Here is a 13,990-nt window from a genome sequence, read left to right as displayed (position 1 = left end):
CGCGCGCGCAAACACTTAATTGGCATGACCGACACCTCGCCCATCGTCCGCATCGACAAGCTCCGTCTCGACCGAGGCGGGCGCACCGTGCTGCGCGACATCAACCTCAGCGTCCCGCGCGGCAGCATCGTCGCGGTGCTGGGCCCTTCGGGCAGCGGCAAGTCGACCCTGCTCTCGGCGCTGACCGGCGAACTGCCGCCCACCTCCGGCACGGTCGAAGTGCTGGGCCAGCCGGTGCCGCGTTCGCAGCGCGCGCTGCTGGAATTGCGCAAGGGCATCGGCGTGCTGCTGCAGGGCAACGGCCTGCTCACCGACCTGACCGCCGCCGAGAACGTCGCGCTGCCGCTGCGCATGCACACCAAGCTGCCGGCGCCGGTGATCCGCCGCCTGGTGCTGATGAAGCTGCACGCGGTCGGCCTGCGGGCCGCGGCGGATGCATATCCGCGCGAGTTGTCCGGCGGCATGGCCCGTCGCGTCGCGCTGGCCCGCGCACTGGCGTTGGATCCGCCGCTGATGATCTACGACGAACCGCTGACCGGCCTGGATCCGATCGCCTCGGGCGTGGTGATGGACCTGGTCAAGCGCCTCAACGATTCGCTCGGCCTGACCAGCATCATCGTCACCCACCACGTGCACGAGACCCTGCCGATCGCCGACCACGCGGTGGTGATCGCCAACGGCGGCATCGTCTTCTCGGGCACGCCGTCCGAACTCGAAGCGAGCAGCGATCCGCTGATCCGCCAGTTCCTCAATGGCGAGCCGGACGGCCCGATTCCGTTCGAAAGCGCCGCCTTCAACAGCTCCACCCCGGAGGCCGCGTAATGCCGTTCGTTGCCGCTACCCGCGCCATCGGCCGCGCCGGGCTGTTCACCCTGTCAGTGCTGCGCGCGTCGAAGCCGACTGCCGACTTCTTCCGCGAACTGGTGCGCGAGATCTACAAGATCGGCGCGCGCACCCTGCCGATCGTGACGGTCGGCGGCGCCTTCGTCGGCCTGTCGGTGACCCTGCTCGGCTACCGCGCGCTGGACACCTACGGCGCCGCCAACCAGGTCAGCGCCATGCTCGGCCTGGGCATGTACCGCGAACTCGGTCCGGTGCTCACCGCGCTGTTGTTCATCGGCCGTGCGGGTTCCTCGATCGCCGCCGAACTCGGCCTGATGCGCGCGACCGACCAGATCACAGCGCTCGGCCTGATGGCGATCGATCCGATCGGCAAGGCGGTAGCGCCGCGCTTCTGGGCCGCCGTCATTTCGATGCCGCTGCTGACCGCGTTCTTCTGCAGCCTGGCGATCAGCGCCGGCTACTTCGAAGCGGTGCACGTGATCGGCATCGACCAGGGCTTCTTCTGGCAGGTGCTCAAGGACAGCGTCGACTTCCACGACGACTTCCTGATGGCATTCGTGAAGTCGGGCGTGTTCGGCGCAGTCGCTGCGCTGGTCGCCGCGCACGTGGGCTTCCATGCCGAACCGACCATCGAGGGCACCTCGGTGGCGACCACTCAAGCAGTGGTGAATGCGTCGCTGCTGGTGCTGATGTTCAACTTCGTGATGTCCGCCCTGCTGTTCCAATGATTTCGGTCCGGCGCGTGCCGGAATAGGTGATTTATGCGTGGTCCAAGAATCGAATTCGCCGTCGGAGCCTTCCTGCTGCTGGCCCTGGGCTCGCTGCTGGTGCTGGCGCTGGCCTCGACCAACCGCAACTGGGGCTTCGGCAACGACAGCTACACGCTGAAGGCGCGGTTCAGCGCCATTGGCGCGCTGCGCCCGAATGCGCCAGTGAAGATCGCTGGTGTCGCGGTGGGCAAGGTGGCCGATATTCAGGTCGACCCGGTTAAATACGACTCCGTCGTGACCCTGGCGATCAACAGCAAGTACAAGGACCTGCCCGGCGATACCTCCGCGGGCATCTTCACCAATGGCCTGTTGGGCGAGAGCTACATCGGCCTGACGCCGGGCGGCGATCCCGAGCCCTTGAAACCGGGCGACGAGATCTTCATGACGCAGCCTGCAGTCGACCTGATCCAGCTGGTCGGCAAGTACATGTTCTCCGGCGGCGGCAAGCCGTCCGGCGATACCGCCAGCGACACCCCATCTCCCGCCCCCACGGAAGAGCCAAGCAAATGATGAATAACAAGACTCTGCTTTCCCTCGCCCTCGCCGCTGCGTTCGTCGCCGCGACGCCGGCCGCCTTCGCCCAGGGCGCTGCCCAGGCCTCCGTCGCGACCAAGGCCGGCACGCCGAGCAAGATGGTGCTCGACAACAGCACGCGCATCCTCACGACGCTGGAATCGCGCCGCGCCGAATTCACCAAGAACCGCGGCGCGCTCCGCCAGTTCATCGCCACCGAGTTCGACGCGATGTTCGACCGCGACTACGCCGCCCGCCTGGTGCTGGGTACGCATGGCCGCGGCGCCTCCGACGCCGACGTGAAGCTGTTCGCCGACGCGCTGGCCGATGGCCTGATGACCCGCTACGGCTCCTCGCTGCTCGACTTCAACACCAAGCTCAAAGTGCGCGTGAAGTCGGAAACCGCCCTGCCCAACGGCCGCGGCGTGCGCGTGGCCAGCGAGTTCCTGCGCCAGGGCGGCGATCCGGTGCCGGTCGACTACCTGATGCGCAACACCGGTACCGGCTGGAAGGTGTTCGACGTGATGGTGGAAGGCGTGAGCTTCGTGCAGACCTTCCGTACCCAGTTCGACGGTCCGCTGAGCCGCAAGTCGATCCCGCAGGTCGCCGCCGACATCAAGGCCGGCAAGCTGCAGGCCGACGCAAACAAGAACTGATCCCGTGCGCGGGCGGCTTCCTCCACAGCCGCCCGCAGCGCCAGACCTGGCCACTTCGAATGACCGCGACCTGCACCCGTAACGACGACACCCTCGCCTTCACCGGCGTGCTCGACCGCGCCGCGGTGGTGGCGTTGTGGCCGCAGGCATCCAAGACGGTGGCTGGCGTGCGTCGCTTCGACCTGACTGCGGTTTCCAGCGTGGACAGTGCCGGACTCGCCCTGCTCGCCGAGCTGGGCGCGCAGGCCGGTGGCGTGAGCGTGCTCGGCCAGCCGGTCGGCCTCGACGAGCTGCGCACCGCGTATCGTCTGCAGGACAATCTTTCTTTCGCGGCCTGAGCCTGCGCCGCCCCGTTTGCGGTAGCGTTGGCCGTTGCCGCCCTCCCCCCTGGACTGCACTGCCGATGCGCTCGAACGGACTCCACTTTGCCCTGGCCACGTTGCTGGTCCCCGCCGCTGCGTTTGCGCAGACGACGCCGACGAGCGAGCCGGCGCAAGCCCAGGCGAGCACGTCCGCAGCCAGCGAGCCGGTTGTTCCGGCGAGCACGGCTGACGCGATCGAACCGCACCTGGAGGACGCCAACGACGTCTACGGCGATCAAGGCCATGCCCCGATCCCCGATGTTCCGCCGGCTCCGGTCCCGCCCGAAGCCGCGCCGGTGACGGATGCAGGTGCCCCGTCGCCGCAAGCCGCACCGGCCGGTGCGACCCCGGCCGAAGATGACTTCAATGCCATCTACGGCTCGCAGGAATACGCCGATCCGAATCTGCCGGCCGCCGCGGTGATGCCGGGCACCTACGATCCGTGGGAGAAGTACAACCGCAAGATGCACCGCTTCAACAATGCGGTGGATCGCCGGATCGCCAAGCCGCTCGCCCGCGGCTACGTGAAAGTGGTGCCACGCCCGGTGCGCCTGGGCGTGGGCAACTTCTTCAACAACCTCAGCCAGCCGCTGACCATGGTCAACAGCCTGCTGCAGGGCAAGCCGAAGCAGGCGGGGCAGTCGTTCGGCCGCTTCTTGCTCAACTCCACCTTCGGCATCGCCGGCATCTTCGACCCGGCCTCGCGCGCCAACCTGCCCAAGAAGAGCGAGGACTTCGGCCAGACCCTGGGCGTGTGGGGCTGGAAGCGTTCGCGTTATTTCGAGCTGCCGCTGTTCGGTCCGCGCACCGTGCGCGACGTGTTCGGCATGGCCGGCGATGCGCCGCTGAGTCCGCTGCGTCGCGTCGAAGCCGACAAGGTGCGCATCCCGCTGCAGGGCCTGCAGCTGGTCGACATGCGCTCTCAGTTGCTGTCCACCGACTCGCTGCGCGAAGGCGCCGAAGACGACTACACCCTGGTGCGCGACGCCTGGTCGCAGCGCCGCGATTACCAGATCTTCGGCGATCGTCCCAACGAGGATGGCCGCGAATTGCCCGACTACTTGCGCGAGGAAGACGACAAGTCGACCGTACCGGTCGACGCAATGCCGGTGGTGGTGCCGGGCGGCGGCGGCAGCGCCTGAGCGCGACCAGATCGTTACGAAAAAGCCCGGGTCAGCACCCGGGCTTTTTTGTTTACGACATTTCCTCGTCGGCGGCGTCGGACTCCGCGCCGAGCAGGCGCTGGCTGTCTTCCAGCGGCAGCGCTTCGACCTCACGCAGCTTGCGCGTGAGTACGCGGGTACGGCGGCCGGTCTCCTCGATCTTGTTGCTGGCTTCCTGCAGCTTCTTCTGCACGCCGTCGAGCACGGCGCCGAACTTGCCGAATTCGGTTTTCACCGCGCCCAGGGTGCGCCACACCTCGCTGGAACGCTCCTGGATCGCGAGCGTGCGGAAGCCCATCTGGAAGCTGGTCATCAGCGCAAGCAGTGTGGTCGGCCCCGCCACCGCGATGCGCTGGTCGCGCTGCAGTGCCTCGACCAGACCCGGGCGGCGTAGCGCTTCGGCGTACAGGCCCTCGGTGGGCAGGAACAGGATCGCGAATTCGGTGGTGTGCGGCGCGGCCACGTATTTGTCGCGGATGCGTGCGGCTTCCAAGCGCACCCGACGTTCCAGCGCGTCACCCGCCGCGTGCGCGGCGGGCACATCGCCGCGCTCCTGCGCATCGAGCAGGCGCTCGTAGTCCTCGCGCGGGAACTTGGCGTCGATCGGCAGCCACACCGGCGCCTCGCCGCTGGAACCGGGGAAACGCACCGCGAACTCCACGCGCTCGTTGCTGCCCGGAATCGTCGCGACGTTGGCGGCGTACTGGTCCGGCGCGAACACCTGTTCCAGCAAACCCGCTAGCTGCACTTCGCCGAACACGCCGCGCGACTTCACGTTGCCGAGCACACGCTGCAGGCCACCGACGTCGGCGGCAAGCTTGTTCATGTCGCCCAGACCCTGGTGCACCTGGGCCAGCATCGTCGCGACGTTGCCGAAGCTTTCGGTCAGGCGCGTCTCCAGGGTCGCGTGCAGCTTCTCGTCGACGGTGGCGCGCATCTGTTCCAGCTTGCTCGCGTTGTCGGTCTGCAGCTCGCGCAGCTTCTGTTCCAGCGTGGTGCGCATCTCGCCGATGCGCTGCTCGTTGTTGCGGGTGAGCTCGGCCACGCGGTTGTCCAGCGCGGCGGCGAAATCCTTCAGCGCCAGCGCGGTTTCCTGGCGCGCCTTGCGCGCGTCTTCGGTTAGCGCCTCGCGCAGGTCTTCGAGGTGCTGGTCGGTGCGGCTCGCGGCCTCGTTCAGGCGATTGGCGAAGCCGTTGATACGCAGCTCCTGCTGCGTGGCGAAGCTATCGAGTTGCTCGCGCAGCTCGCCGCGGCCGTCGCGCTGCTCCTCGCGCAGGGCCTGTTGCAGGGATGAGTCGGGGCGCCGCAGCAACAGCAGTACGAGCAGGACGATGGCGACCAGCACGGCCGTCAGAAGCAGGACGAGAAGCAGGGATTCGGACATGCCGCCAGTGTAGCGGGCCGCGTCGCAGCACATGAGATCGCCGCATGCGAAGCGTATGCTCGGCCCCTCAAAACCCGCGGAGAAAAGGAATGCCGACCCACCAGGGCAGCTGCCATTGCGGCAAGGTGACGTTCGAGGTCGAGGGTGAGGTCGACAGCGGCCTGGCCTGTAACTGCTCCATGTGCCAGCGCAAGGGTTCGCTGTTGTGGTTCGTACCACGCGCGCAACTGCGGGTGACCGCTGGCGAGGACGCGCTGGCGACCTACACCTTCAACCGCCACGTGATCCGTCACCGCTTCTGTCCGACCTGCGGCATCCATCCCTTCGGCGAGGGCACCGACCCCAAGGGCAATGCGATCGCCGCGATCAATATCCGCTGCCTGACTGACATCGATCTCGATGCGGTGCCGGTGCATCACTACGACGGCCGCTCCAAATGAGCAGCGCCGGATTTCCCTGCGAAGGCGGCTGCACCTGCCGCGCGGTGCGCTACCGCATGGAAGTCGCACCGATGGTCGTGCATGCCTGCCACTGCCGCTGGTGCCAGCGCGAGAGCGGCACCGCGTTCGCGCTGAACGCGGTGGTCGAGCGCGCGCAGGTGACGCTGCTGCTGGGCGAGGTCGAAGTCGTGCCGGTGCCATCGGAAAGCGGCAAGGGCCAGCGCATCGTCCGCTGCCCGCAATGCCGCGTCGCGCTGTGGAGCCACTACCCCGGCGGCGGCGAGGAGATTGCGTTCGTGCGCGTCGGCACGCTCGATCATCCCGAGCTCGCGCCGCCCGATGTGCACATCTACACCGCATCGAAACAGTCCTGGCTCACGCTGCCTGCCGGTGCGCGCGCCTTCGCCGAGTTCTACGACCCGCGGGTGGAATGGCCGGCGAAATCGTTGCAGCGCTGGGGCGCGGCCAAGACCGCGGCCCGGCCAGCCGGCGAGGCCTGAGCACTCATTCGAACCCCAGCTGCATTGACCAATGCATACTCGGAGCAAAGGAATGTTCAGGCTGTTCTTCTTGGTGCTCGCGCTGCTGATCACAGGAACCAGCGCCGCCACTAAGGCGCCTCGCGTGGATCTTGTGCGTGTCGACAAGTCGGACCGCACGCTTGCGCTCGTGTCCGCTGGCAAGGTCATTCGTCTTTACAAGGTCGTCCTGGGTCGCGCCCCTGTCGGTGCAAAGACGCGCGAGGGCGACAAGCGCACTCCTGAGGGGCGATACGTTCTCAACCTCAGGAACGCCAACAGCAGCTACTACCGTTCGATTCATGTGTCCTATCCAAATGCACAGGATCTGGAGCGCGCGCGCAGACTTGGCGTCAATCCGGGAAGCGCGATCATGATTCACGGCCAGCCGAACGGGCGTGGCTGGAACGGCGATACCTTGCAGTACGACTGGACCGACGGCTGCATTGCGCTATCCAACGCCGACATGACCGAGGTCTGGAATCTGGTGCGCATACCAACGCCAATCGAGATCGGTCCCTAGCACTTGAAGTCAGTTCGCGTTGTTATCGTTCGAACAATGCAATCCGCTGCGGCTGCGTGTAGAGATTGAGCGTATCGCCGCGCGCGAACGCCGCCAGGGTGAGTCCGGCGGCTTCGGCGGTTCGGATCGCCAGATCAGTCGGCGCCGAGATCGCGATCACGATGCCGATGCCCGCGGTCGCGGCCTTGTGCACGATTTCGTAGGAGGCGCGAGACGTAACCACGAGGAAGCCGTCGTCTACTGCGATGTCCGCATGCACCATCGCGCCGATCAGCTTGTCGAGCGCGTTGTGGCGGCCGACGTCTTCTCGCACCAGCAGGCCGGCGGAATGCGCGAACGCGGCCGCATGCACACCGCCGCTGCGCGCGTTGAGCGGCTGGTGTTCGGCCAGCATTGCCAGCGTCGCCGCGATGCGCGCGTGCGAGACGGTGGCCGCGCACTGGACTGATGGCACCGGACGCAGCGCGTCCTGCAGGGCTTCCACGCCGCACAGACCACAGCCGCTACGGCCTTCCAGGCTGCGTCGGCGCTGCGCGAGTGCATCGTGGCGCGCCTGCGGAATCGCGGCGTGCAGCGCGATGCCGACGTCGCTGCGCACGACGTCGACCAGACGGAATTCCGACGGCGCGGCGACAATGCCTTCGCTCAGCGCGAAACCCAGCGCGAAGTCTTCGAGATCCCCGGGTGTCGCCATCATCACCGTGAACGGCTCGCCGTTATAGAGCAGCGCGATCGGGGCTTCGACCACGACGGTCTCGTCGCGCTCCGCATGTGCGTCGGCCTGCACGCGCAGCGCGCGCACCTGCGCGAGCGCGTTGAGGGACATCGCGCTCATGGGTTCGCGCACAACTGCCTGCCCTTGGCGGTGAGCCACAGCCGAGTGCGCTCGCCCTCCGCGCGCGGTTCGACCAGATCCAGGCCGTCGTAACGCGGATCGGGGCCGAGCGCGGTGAGCAGGCGCTGCAACTCGCTCAGGCCCAGGCCGAGCCGCTTGGCGACACGATGCAGTGACTGGCCATCTTCCTCCGCCAGCAAGCGCAGCAACGCGAGCGCCATGTCTTCGCTCACAATCCTGCCTGCGCCGCCGCGCGGCGCAGCTTTACCGGGATCGCCTTCGACGCAGGCGTGCGTGCGCGTTCGGCGTGGCTGGCCAGCGGCACCAGCGGATTGGTTTCCGGAAAGTACGCGGCGAGACAACCCGCGGGAATGTCGTATTCAACCAGGCGGAAGCCGAGCACGCTGCGCTCGGTGAACGTGCCGTCGGGCTCGCGCCAGACCGAGGTGATATCGACTTCATCGCCGTCGCGGAAGCCGTGACGTTGCAGGTCCCGCGCGGAGATGAAGCACACCCGACGCAGGCCGTGCACGCCGCGGTAGCGGTCGTCGAGGCCATAGATGGTGGTGTTGTACTGGTCGTGCGAACGCACGGTCATGAGCGTCAGTAGTTCTTGCACTTTCCCTTCTCCCTCCGGGAGAAGGTGGCCAACGGCCGGATGAGGGTGCGGAGAACGAAGCTGTTCGTCGGTCGCCGCCTCCGAGCCGCAAGCCAAGGTATCGACTGTTGGGACTTGTCCGTGATTTGAACTCCCCCACTCCGCCGCACCCTCATCCCAATCCTTCTCCCGGGGGGAGAAGGGCTTGAGCGGATGCGTCACCAGCCAGGCCTTGCCATCCGCGGTCGGGAACGCGCGTTCGCGATTCGGATGATGCAGATGGAAGCCGCCCGCGGTCCGCACGCGCGCGTTGAAGTCCTCGAAGCCGTCGATCACGCGGGCGATGCGTTCGCGGATGCGGTCGTAGTCCTCGACCAACGCCAACCAGGGCGTGATGCTGCGCGGCAGCGTCGCCGCGGCCAGGCGCGCGATGATCGCCGGTTCCGACAGCAGCAGCTCCGAGGCCGGCGGATTCATGCCCGCCGACAGGTGCACCATGCTCATCGAATCCTCGACCGTCACCGCCTGCGGCCCGGCGACCTGCAGGTCGATTTCGGTGCGGCCCAGGCACGGCAGGATCAGCGCGTCGCGACCGTGCACCAGGTGCGAACGGTTGAGCTTGGTACTGACGTGCACCGTTAGTTCGCAATTGCGCAGCGCGGCCTGAGTCAGCGTGGTATCGGGCGTGGCCGCGGCGAAGTTGCCGCCGAGTGCGAAGAACACCTTGCCGCGCCCCTCGTGCATCGCGGTGATCGCATCGAGTGTGTCGAAGCCGTGTTCGCGCGGCGGCGCGAAGTCGAACTCCGCGCCGAGCCGGTTGAGGAAGTGTTCCGACGGCTTCTCGTAGATGCCCATCGTGCGGTCACCCTGCACGTTGGAATGCCCACGCACCGGGCACGGTCCCGCACCGGGCTTGCCGACGTTGCCGCGCAACAGCAGCAGGTTGCCGAGCATCTGGATGGTGGCGACGCTGCGATGGTGCTGGGTGATGCCCATGCCCCAGCACAGGATCGTCGCGTCGCTGTCGATGTAGATCTGCGCGGCCTGTTCGAGCTGGGCGCGGGTGAGGCCGGATTCGCGCTCCAGCTCCGACCATTCCAGCGCGCGCAGGCTCGCGGCGAACAGCTCGTAGCCGCGGGTGTGGTTCGCGACGAAGTCGAGGTCGACGGCGTCGCGTTCGACCACCACCTTCGCCATCGCCATCGCCACCGCGAGATCGCCGCCGATACGTGGCTGGTAGTAATCCGAGGCGATGCGGACACCGGGGCCGCCCGGACGCATGTCGATCGGCGACTTCGGATCGGCGAAACGCTCCAGCCCGCGTTCGCGCAGCGGATTGAAGGCGACAATGCGGCACCCGCGTTTGGCCGCTTCGCGCAGCTCGCCGAGCATGCGCGGATGGTTGGTGCCGGGGTTCTGGCCGAAAATAAAGATCGCTTGCGCCAGCTCGAAGTCGTCGAGCAGCACCGAGCCCTTGCCGCTACCGAACTGCTCGGTCAGCGCGACGCCCGAGGGCTCGTGGCACATGTTCGAACAGTCGGGCAGGTTGTTGGTGCCGAACTCGCGTACGAACAACTGGTACAGGAACGCCGCTTCGTTCGAGGCGCGCCCGGAGGTGTAGAAGATCGCTTCGTCAGGCGTTGCCAGCGCATTGAGTGTCGCGGCGATACGGGCGAACGCGGCGTCCCAGCCGATCGGCAGGTAACGGTCGCTGCCGACGTCGTAGAGCATCGGCTCGGTGAGCCGGCCCTGCGCCTCGAGGAAGTGGTCGTCGTGCGCGGCCAGCTCGGTCACCGTGTGCGCGGCGAAGAACTCGCGGGTCACGCGCTTACTGGTCGCTTCGTTGGCGACCGCCTTCACTCCGTTCTCGCAGAACTCGAAGGTCGAGTGCGCGTTGCGATCGGGCCAGGCACAGCCGGGGCAATCGAAGCCGGTGGGCTGGTTGGTGCGCAGCAGCGTGCTCGCACCCTTCATCACCACCTGCTGTTCGCGCAACGCATGCCAGGAACTCTTCAGCGCATCCCAGCCGCCGGCGGGTTTGAGATAGACGTCGATGGGTTTGCGCGTGGACATGGGCGGATTCTAGCGCTGCGGGTCGAGCATGCCTGTTACGGCGCGACGCTTTGTAGAGCGGAGCTTGCTCCGCTGCTGTTGCTCTTCAACCGTTCCTGCCAGAAGCAGCGGAGCAAGCTCCGCTCTACAAGACAACGGCGGGGCGTCGCCACGTCGGCTTGTGGCCCCAGCGCGCGACGAGGAAGTCGGTGAAGGCACGCACCTTGGCCGGCACGTAACGACGTTCGGCCATTACCACGTGCATGCCGAGGTCGGGGAATTTCCAGTCCGGCAACAACACTTCCAGGCGGCCGGCGGCGATGTCGTCGGCGACCACGAATTCCGGCACGCGCGCAATCCCGCCACCGGCCAGCATCACCGTATGCAACGCCAGACTGGAATTGGCTTCCAGGCGCGTGTTCAGCGCGACGCGCACAGTCTCGTCGTCGCGACTGAGCTGCCAGATGCGTCCGGCCGGATGCAGCGAATAGTGCAGGCAGTCGTAGGTGTTGAGCTGGTCCGGATGCGTAGGCCGCCCATGCGTGTCCAGGTACGACGGCGCCGCACACAACAGCACGCGCACGGTGCCCAGGCGGCGGGCCACCAGACTCGACGCGCTCAGCTCGCTGCCGAAACGAATCGCCAGATCGAGGCCCTCCTGCACCAGGTCGCGGGAGCGGTCGTCGAATTGCAGATCGAGGTCGATCTGCGGGTATTCGCGCAGGAACGCGCCGACCCAGGGCGCGACGTGCATCAGACCGAAGGTCATCGGTACGGTCACGCGCAAACGCCCCTGCGCCACGGTCTGCGTGTCGGCGACGGCACCTTCGGCGGCGCGCGCCTCGGTCAGTGCGGCCTGCGCGTGTCGCAGATAGGCCTGACCGGCTTCGGTGAGGCTCAGGCGGCGCGTGGTCCGGTGCAGCAGGCGTGCGCCTAGGCGGCGTTCGAGTGCGGAGACCTGCTTGCTCACCGCAGCCTTCGACAGCTCCAGGCTTTCGGCCGCGCGTACGAAGCTGCCCAGTTCGGCCACCCGCACGAAGGCGAGCAGACCGGCGAGGTCGAGGGCGGGGCGGGCGTTCTTCGCGGCTGGGATTGTTGACATAAGGAAACAGTCTAACCACCGCGAGGCCGATTATCGGCGCGGCTTCAATCCGTAACTTGCACGGCGTCGCCACCCGGAACGTCGCCATGAACTTCTCCCCCGTTGCTTCACGCTTTCTGCTCACGCTCAGCACCGGTGCACTGGTCGGCACCAGCTTCGTCGTGGCCAAACTGCTGCTCAATGCCGGCGCCAGCCAGGCGGCCGTGTCGTTCGTGCAGGTCGCCGGCGCCGCGCTGATCCTCGCCAGCGCGCTGAAGCTGCGCGGCAACGCGATCCCGCACGACCGCCGCACCGTCGCGTACTTCCTCGGCGCGGCGTTGATCGCGATCGCGGCGGGACCGCTGCTCGGCAACTGGGTGCTGGCACGCATTCCGGCCGGCGTGTTCACCGTGGTGGTGACGCTGTCGCCGATGTTCACCGCGTTGATCAATGCCGCACTCGACCGTCGCCGGCCGGCGGCGCAGACGCTGCTCGGCATTGGCCTGGGCCTGCTCGGCGTGCTGCTGGTGCTGGTGCCGCGGGCGCAGGCGGCGGTCTCGGCCGACGGCGCGCATGCCGAACAGGCACTCGCCCTGCTGGTCGCGCTGGGCGTGCCGATGCTGCTCGCCGCCGGCAATGTGTATCGCTCGCGGCGTTGGCCGCAGGGTCTGGCCGCGCCGGCCGCTTCCGCCGGCACGCTGGTCACGCAGGCCGCGCTGCTGATGCCGGTGTTCCTGTCCCGTCCGCAGGGTGAAGTCTCGGCGTTGCTGCCGCTGTGGCCGCTGCTGGTGCTGCTGTTCGGCGTGACGATCGCCTCGCAGCTGTCCGGTTCGTTCCTGCAGCGCATCGCCGGTGCGGCCGCCTACAGCCAGATCGGCTACGTGATCGCGCTCACCGGTATCGCCGCCAGCGCGCTGCTGTTCGGCGAAGCGCTCGGCGCCGGCTTCTGGCCCGCGGTGGCGCTGGTGTTCGGCGGAATCGTGCTGACCAACCGCGCCGTGCCTTCCCCCACTTCTGCATCTCCGGCCGCGCCGCAGGCGTTGCCGATCCGCTGATCCCACTCGCTTTCTACCCAAGGAACCATTGTCATGAAGACCTTCCTCCTCCGCGCCATCGCTGCCACCGCGCTCGCCTTCGCCGCCATCAATCCCGCCTGGGCCGATCGCCGCGATCCGCTCACGCCTGAGAACAGCGTGGTGCTGATGGTCGATTACCAACCGCAGTTCGTGTTCTCGGTGCAGTCGATCGATGTGTCCAAGCTGATCAACAACGCCGAGGGCCTGGCCAAGGCGGCGAAGGTGTTCGAGGTGCCGACCTTCTACGCCACGATCAGCGCGGACAAGTTCGGCGGCCCGTTCTTCCGCCAGCTCACCAGCGCGCGGCCCGACGTGAAGCCGTTCGACCGCACCGTGATCAACCCGATGGAAGACACCGTGCTCGGTCAGGCGATTCGCAAGAGCGGGCGCAAGAAGCTGCTGGTCAGCGGCTTGTGGACCGACAGTTGCGTGACCTTGCCGGTCCTGTCGGCGCTGAAGGAAGGCTACGAGGTCTATGTGGTCGTCGACGCCAGCGGCGATGTCTCGAAGGAATCGCACGACATGGCGGTGCAGCGCATGGTGCAGGCCGGTGCGGTGCCGGTGACCTGGCTCGCAGTGATGCTGGAATGGCAGGGCGACTGGAAGCGCAGCGAGACCGGCGCGCAGGTACAACAACTGGCGCAGCAGCACGGCGGCGCCTGGGGCCAGGGCATCGACTACTTCCAGACGATGGTGGCGCCGAAGCGCTGATCGCCGCACTCGACGCGCATCGGCCGGCATCACGCCGGCCGTTGTCGTGTTCACCGATCGGTCCACGAAATCGGATCTTCATCGGTTCCACACACGAGCGATTCAGATTCACCCGAATCGACGCTGCGTAGCGGCTTCAGCCGTTCAGGCCGTGCGTATGTTCATTCACCGCGCACATCGTTTGGGCAATGCTTGTGCGATGCCCACGACCAAGAAAGTGCCGGCGCTGACGCCGTATCGCAATCGCAGCGGCACGTCCGGCATCGCGGCATATGCCCTGCTCGACGACGGCCTGCTGGTGCGCTTTGCCGATGGCCGCACCTATCGCTACGGGCCGCAGCGACCAGGCCGCCACCATGTCGGCCGGATGAAGTCGTTGGCGATGGGCGGGCGCGGGTTGGCGGCTTATATCCAGCGCTACGTGCGCGAGAAGTACGAGGCGCGGTTGTTGACGTGACACGTCGC

Annotated in this window: 17 protein-coding genes; 12 read left to right on the top strand and 5 right to left on the bottom strand. The window is 67.1% G+C overall.

The window, feature by feature from the left end; genetic code table 11:
* Window positions 1-24: 24 nt before the first annotated feature.
* The 6 genes from ACYVGK_RS01270 (at window position 25) to ACYVGK_RS01245 (ending at window position 4,286) form a co-directional block, all read left to right on the top strand.
* A complete protein-coding gene (locus ACYVGK_RS01270; protein ID WP_460731417.1) occupies window positions 25-822 on the top strand; it encodes an ABC transporter ATP-binding protein in 798 nt (265 codons plus the stop codon).
* Window positions 822-1,571 carry an MlaE family lipid ABC transporter permease subunit gene (locus ACYVGK_RS01265; RefSeq protein ID WP_460731416.1) on the top strand — a complete coding sequence of 250 codons (750 nt, stop codon included), beginning with the start codon at window positions 822-824 and terminating at the stop codon, window positions 1,569-1,571. Before ACYVGK_RS01270 ends, ACYVGK_RS01265 begins: the two co-directional genes overlap by 1 nt.
* Before the next feature lie 33 nt (window positions 1,572-1,604).
* Complete coding sequence (mlaD, locus tag ACYVGK_RS01260; protein WP_460731415.1) at window positions 1,605-2,123, top strand: outer membrane lipid asymmetry maintenance protein MlaD; 519 nt, start codon at window positions 1,605-1,607, stop codon at window positions 2,121-2,123.
* Entirely contained in the window at window positions 2,123-2,782 is a 660-nt protein-coding gene (locus ACYVGK_RS01255) for an MlaC/ttg2D family ABC transporter substrate-binding protein (protein WP_460731414.1), read from the top strand. Before mlaD ends, ACYVGK_RS01255 begins: the two co-directional genes overlap by 1 nt.
* Window positions 2,783-2,841: 59 nt before the next feature.
* A complete protein-coding gene (locus ACYVGK_RS01250) occupies window positions 2,842-3,120 on the top strand; it encodes an STAS domain-containing protein (protein WP_460731413.1) in 279 nt (92 codons plus the stop codon).
* Window positions 3,121-3,185: 65 nt separating this feature from the next.
* Window positions 3,186-4,286: an MlaA family lipoprotein gene (locus ACYVGK_RS01245; RefSeq protein WP_460731412.1), complete on the top strand. Its 1,101-nt coding sequence runs from the start codon at window positions 3,186-3,188 to the stop codon at window positions 4,284-4,286.
* Window positions 4,287-4,338: 52 nt separating this feature from the next.
* Here ACYVGK_RS01245 and ACYVGK_RS01240 read toward each other — a convergent pair whose 3' ends face one another.
* Window positions 4,339-5,691 carry a DNA recombination protein RmuC gene (locus ACYVGK_RS01240; RefSeq protein ID WP_460731411.1) on the bottom strand — a complete coding sequence of 451 codons (1,353 nt, stop codon included), beginning with the start codon at window positions 5,689-5,691 and terminating at the stop codon, window positions 4,339-4,341.
* 89 nt (window positions 5,692-5,780) lie between these two features.
* Here ACYVGK_RS01240 and ACYVGK_RS01235 point away from each other — a divergent pair, with 89 nt between their 5' ends.
* Genes ACYVGK_RS01235 through ACYVGK_RS01225 form a run of 3 tightly spaced genes read left to right on the top strand, consistent with a single transcriptional unit; the run spans window position 5,781 to window position 7,172 of the window.
* Entirely contained in the window at window positions 5,781-6,131 is a 351-nt protein-coding gene (locus ACYVGK_RS01235; RefSeq protein WP_460731410.1) for a GFA family protein, read from the top strand.
* A complete protein-coding gene (locus ACYVGK_RS01230) occupies window positions 6,128-6,631 on the top strand; it encodes a GFA family protein (RefSeq protein WP_460731409.1) in 504 nt (167 codons plus the stop codon). The genes ACYVGK_RS01235 and ACYVGK_RS01230 overlap by 4 nt, the downstream gene beginning before the upstream one ends.
* A 52-nt stretch (window positions 6,632-6,683) precedes the next feature.
* Entirely contained in the window at window positions 6,684-7,172 is a 489-nt protein-coding gene (locus ACYVGK_RS01225; RefSeq protein WP_460731408.1) for a L,D-transpeptidase family protein, read from the top strand.
* Window positions 7,173-7,194: 22 nt separating this feature from the next.
* Here the strand turns inward: ACYVGK_RS01225 and fdhD are convergent, their stop codons facing one another.
* The 4 genes from fdhD to ACYVGK_RS01205 all read right to left on the bottom strand — a co-directional run bounded on the left by fdhD (window position 7,195) and on the right by ACYVGK_RS01205 (window position 11,759).
* Window positions 7,195-8,007: a formate dehydrogenase accessory sulfurtransferase FdhD gene (gene fdhD, locus ACYVGK_RS01220; protein WP_460731407.1), complete on the bottom strand. Its 813-nt coding sequence runs from the start codon at window positions 8,005-8,007 to the stop codon at window positions 7,195-7,197.
* Window positions 8,004-8,240 (bottom strand): helix-turn-helix domain-containing protein, encoded by a 237-nt coding sequence (locus tag ACYVGK_RS01215; protein WP_460731406.1) that lies wholly within the window; start codon window positions 8,238-8,240, stop codon window positions 8,004-8,006. Before ACYVGK_RS01215 ends, fdhD begins: the two co-directional genes overlap by 4 nt.
* The gene (locus ACYVGK_RS01210) at window positions 8,237-10,678 is read right to left on the bottom strand and encodes an FdhF/YdeP family oxidoreductase (RefSeq protein ID WP_460731405.1); all 2,442 of its coding nucleotides are present in this window, start codon (window positions 10,676-10,678) and stop codon (window positions 8,237-8,239) included. Before ACYVGK_RS01210 ends, ACYVGK_RS01215 begins: the two co-directional genes overlap by 4 nt.
* A 124-nt stretch (window positions 10,679-10,802) precedes the next feature.
* Window positions 10,803-11,759 (bottom strand): LysR family transcriptional regulator, encoded by a 957-nt coding sequence (locus ACYVGK_RS01205; protein WP_460731404.1) that lies wholly within the window; start codon window positions 11,757-11,759, stop codon window positions 10,803-10,805.
* A gap of 86 nt (window positions 11,760-11,845) precedes the next feature.
* On the opposite strand from ACYVGK_RS01205, the gene ACYVGK_RS01200 reads away from it, so the two are divergent.
* The 3 genes from ACYVGK_RS01200 (at window position 11,846) to ACYVGK_RS01190 (ending at window position 13,982) form a co-directional block, all read left to right on the top strand.
* Window positions 11,846-12,793 (top strand): DMT family transporter, encoded by a 948-nt coding sequence (locus ACYVGK_RS01200; protein WP_460731403.1) that lies wholly within the window; start codon window positions 11,846-11,848, stop codon window positions 12,791-12,793.
* Window positions 12,794-12,826: 33 nt separating this feature from the next.
* A complete protein-coding gene (locus ACYVGK_RS01195) occupies window positions 12,827-13,525 on the top strand; it encodes a hydrolase (RefSeq protein WP_460731402.1) in 699 nt (232 codons plus the stop codon).
* A 199-nt stretch (window positions 13,526-13,724) separates the two neighbouring features.
* Window positions 13,725-13,982 carry a hypothetical protein gene (locus tag ACYVGK_RS01190; RefSeq protein ID WP_460731401.1) on the top strand — a complete coding sequence of 86 codons (258 nt, stop codon included), beginning with the start codon at window positions 13,725-13,727 and terminating at the stop codon, window positions 13,980-13,982.
* Window positions 13,983-13,990 lie beyond the last annotated feature (8 nt).

This window comes from Lysobacter tyrosinilyticus (assembly GCF_054779815.1).
Note: the sequence above shows the minus strand (reverse complement) of the source record. Positions and strands in the feature narration are given on the sequence as shown.

Bases quoted from the DNA above. Each gene is read 5' to 3' on its own strand.
- ACYVGK_RS01195 (WP_460731402.1), top strand. From the start codon at position 12,827: ATGAAGACCTTCCTCCTCCGCGCCATCGCTGCCACCGCGCTCGCCTTC.
- ACYVGK_RS01270 (WP_460731417.1), top strand. From the start codon at position 25: ATGACCGACACCTCGCCCATCGTCCGCATCGACAAGCTCCGTCTCGAC.
- ACYVGK_RS01240 (WP_460731411.1), bottom strand. From the start codon at position 5,691: ATGTCCGAATCCCTGCTTCTCGTCCTGCTTCTGACGGCCGTGCTGGTC.
- ACYVGK_RS01235 (WP_460731410.1), top strand. From the start codon at position 5,781: ATGCCGACCCACCAGGGCAGCTGCCATTGCGGCAAGGTGACGTTCGAG.
- ACYVGK_RS01225 (WP_460731408.1), top strand. From the start codon at position 6,684: ATGTTCAGGCTGTTCTTCTTGGTGCTCGCGCTGCTGATCACAGGAACC.
- ACYVGK_RS01205 (WP_460731404.1), bottom strand. From the start codon at position 11,759: ATGTCAACAATCCCAGCCGCGAAGAACGCCCGCCCCGCCCTCGACCTC.
- ACYVGK_RS01245 (WP_460731412.1), top strand. From the start codon at position 3,186: ATGCGCTCGAACGGACTCCACTTTGCCCTGGCCACGTTGCTGGTCCCC.
- ACYVGK_RS01265 (WP_460731416.1), top strand. From the start codon at position 822: ATGCCGTTCGTTGCCGCTACCCGCGCCATCGGCCGCGCCGGGCTGTTC.
- mlaD (WP_460731415.1), top strand. From the start codon at position 1,605: ATGCGTGGTCCAAGAATCGAATTCGCCGTCGGAGCCTTCCTGCTGCTG.
- ACYVGK_RS01200 (WP_460731403.1), top strand. From the start codon at position 11,846: ATGAACTTCTCCCCCGTTGCTTCACGCTTTCTGCTCACGCTCAGCACC.
- ACYVGK_RS01190 (WP_460731401.1), top strand. From the start codon at position 13,725: ATGCCCACGACCAAGAAAGTGCCGGCGCTGACGCCGTATCGCAATCGC.
- ACYVGK_RS01255 (WP_460731414.1), top strand. From the start codon at position 2,123: ATGAATAACAAGACTCTGCTTTCCCTCGCCCTCGCCGCTGCGTTCGTC.
- ACYVGK_RS01230 (WP_460731409.1), top strand. From the start codon at position 6,128: ATGAGCAGCGCCGGATTTCCCTGCGAAGGCGGCTGCACCTGCCGCGCG.
- ACYVGK_RS01210 (WP_460731405.1), bottom strand. From the start codon at position 10,678: ATGTCCACGCGCAAACCCATCGACGTCTATCTCAAACCCGCCGGCGGC.
- ACYVGK_RS01250 (WP_460731413.1), top strand. From the start codon at position 2,842: ATGACCGCGACCTGCACCCGTAACGACGACACCCTCGCCTTCACCGGC.
- fdhD (WP_460731407.1), bottom strand. From the start codon at position 8,007: ATGAGCGCGATGTCCCTCAACGCGCTCGCGCAGGTGCGCGCGCTGCGC.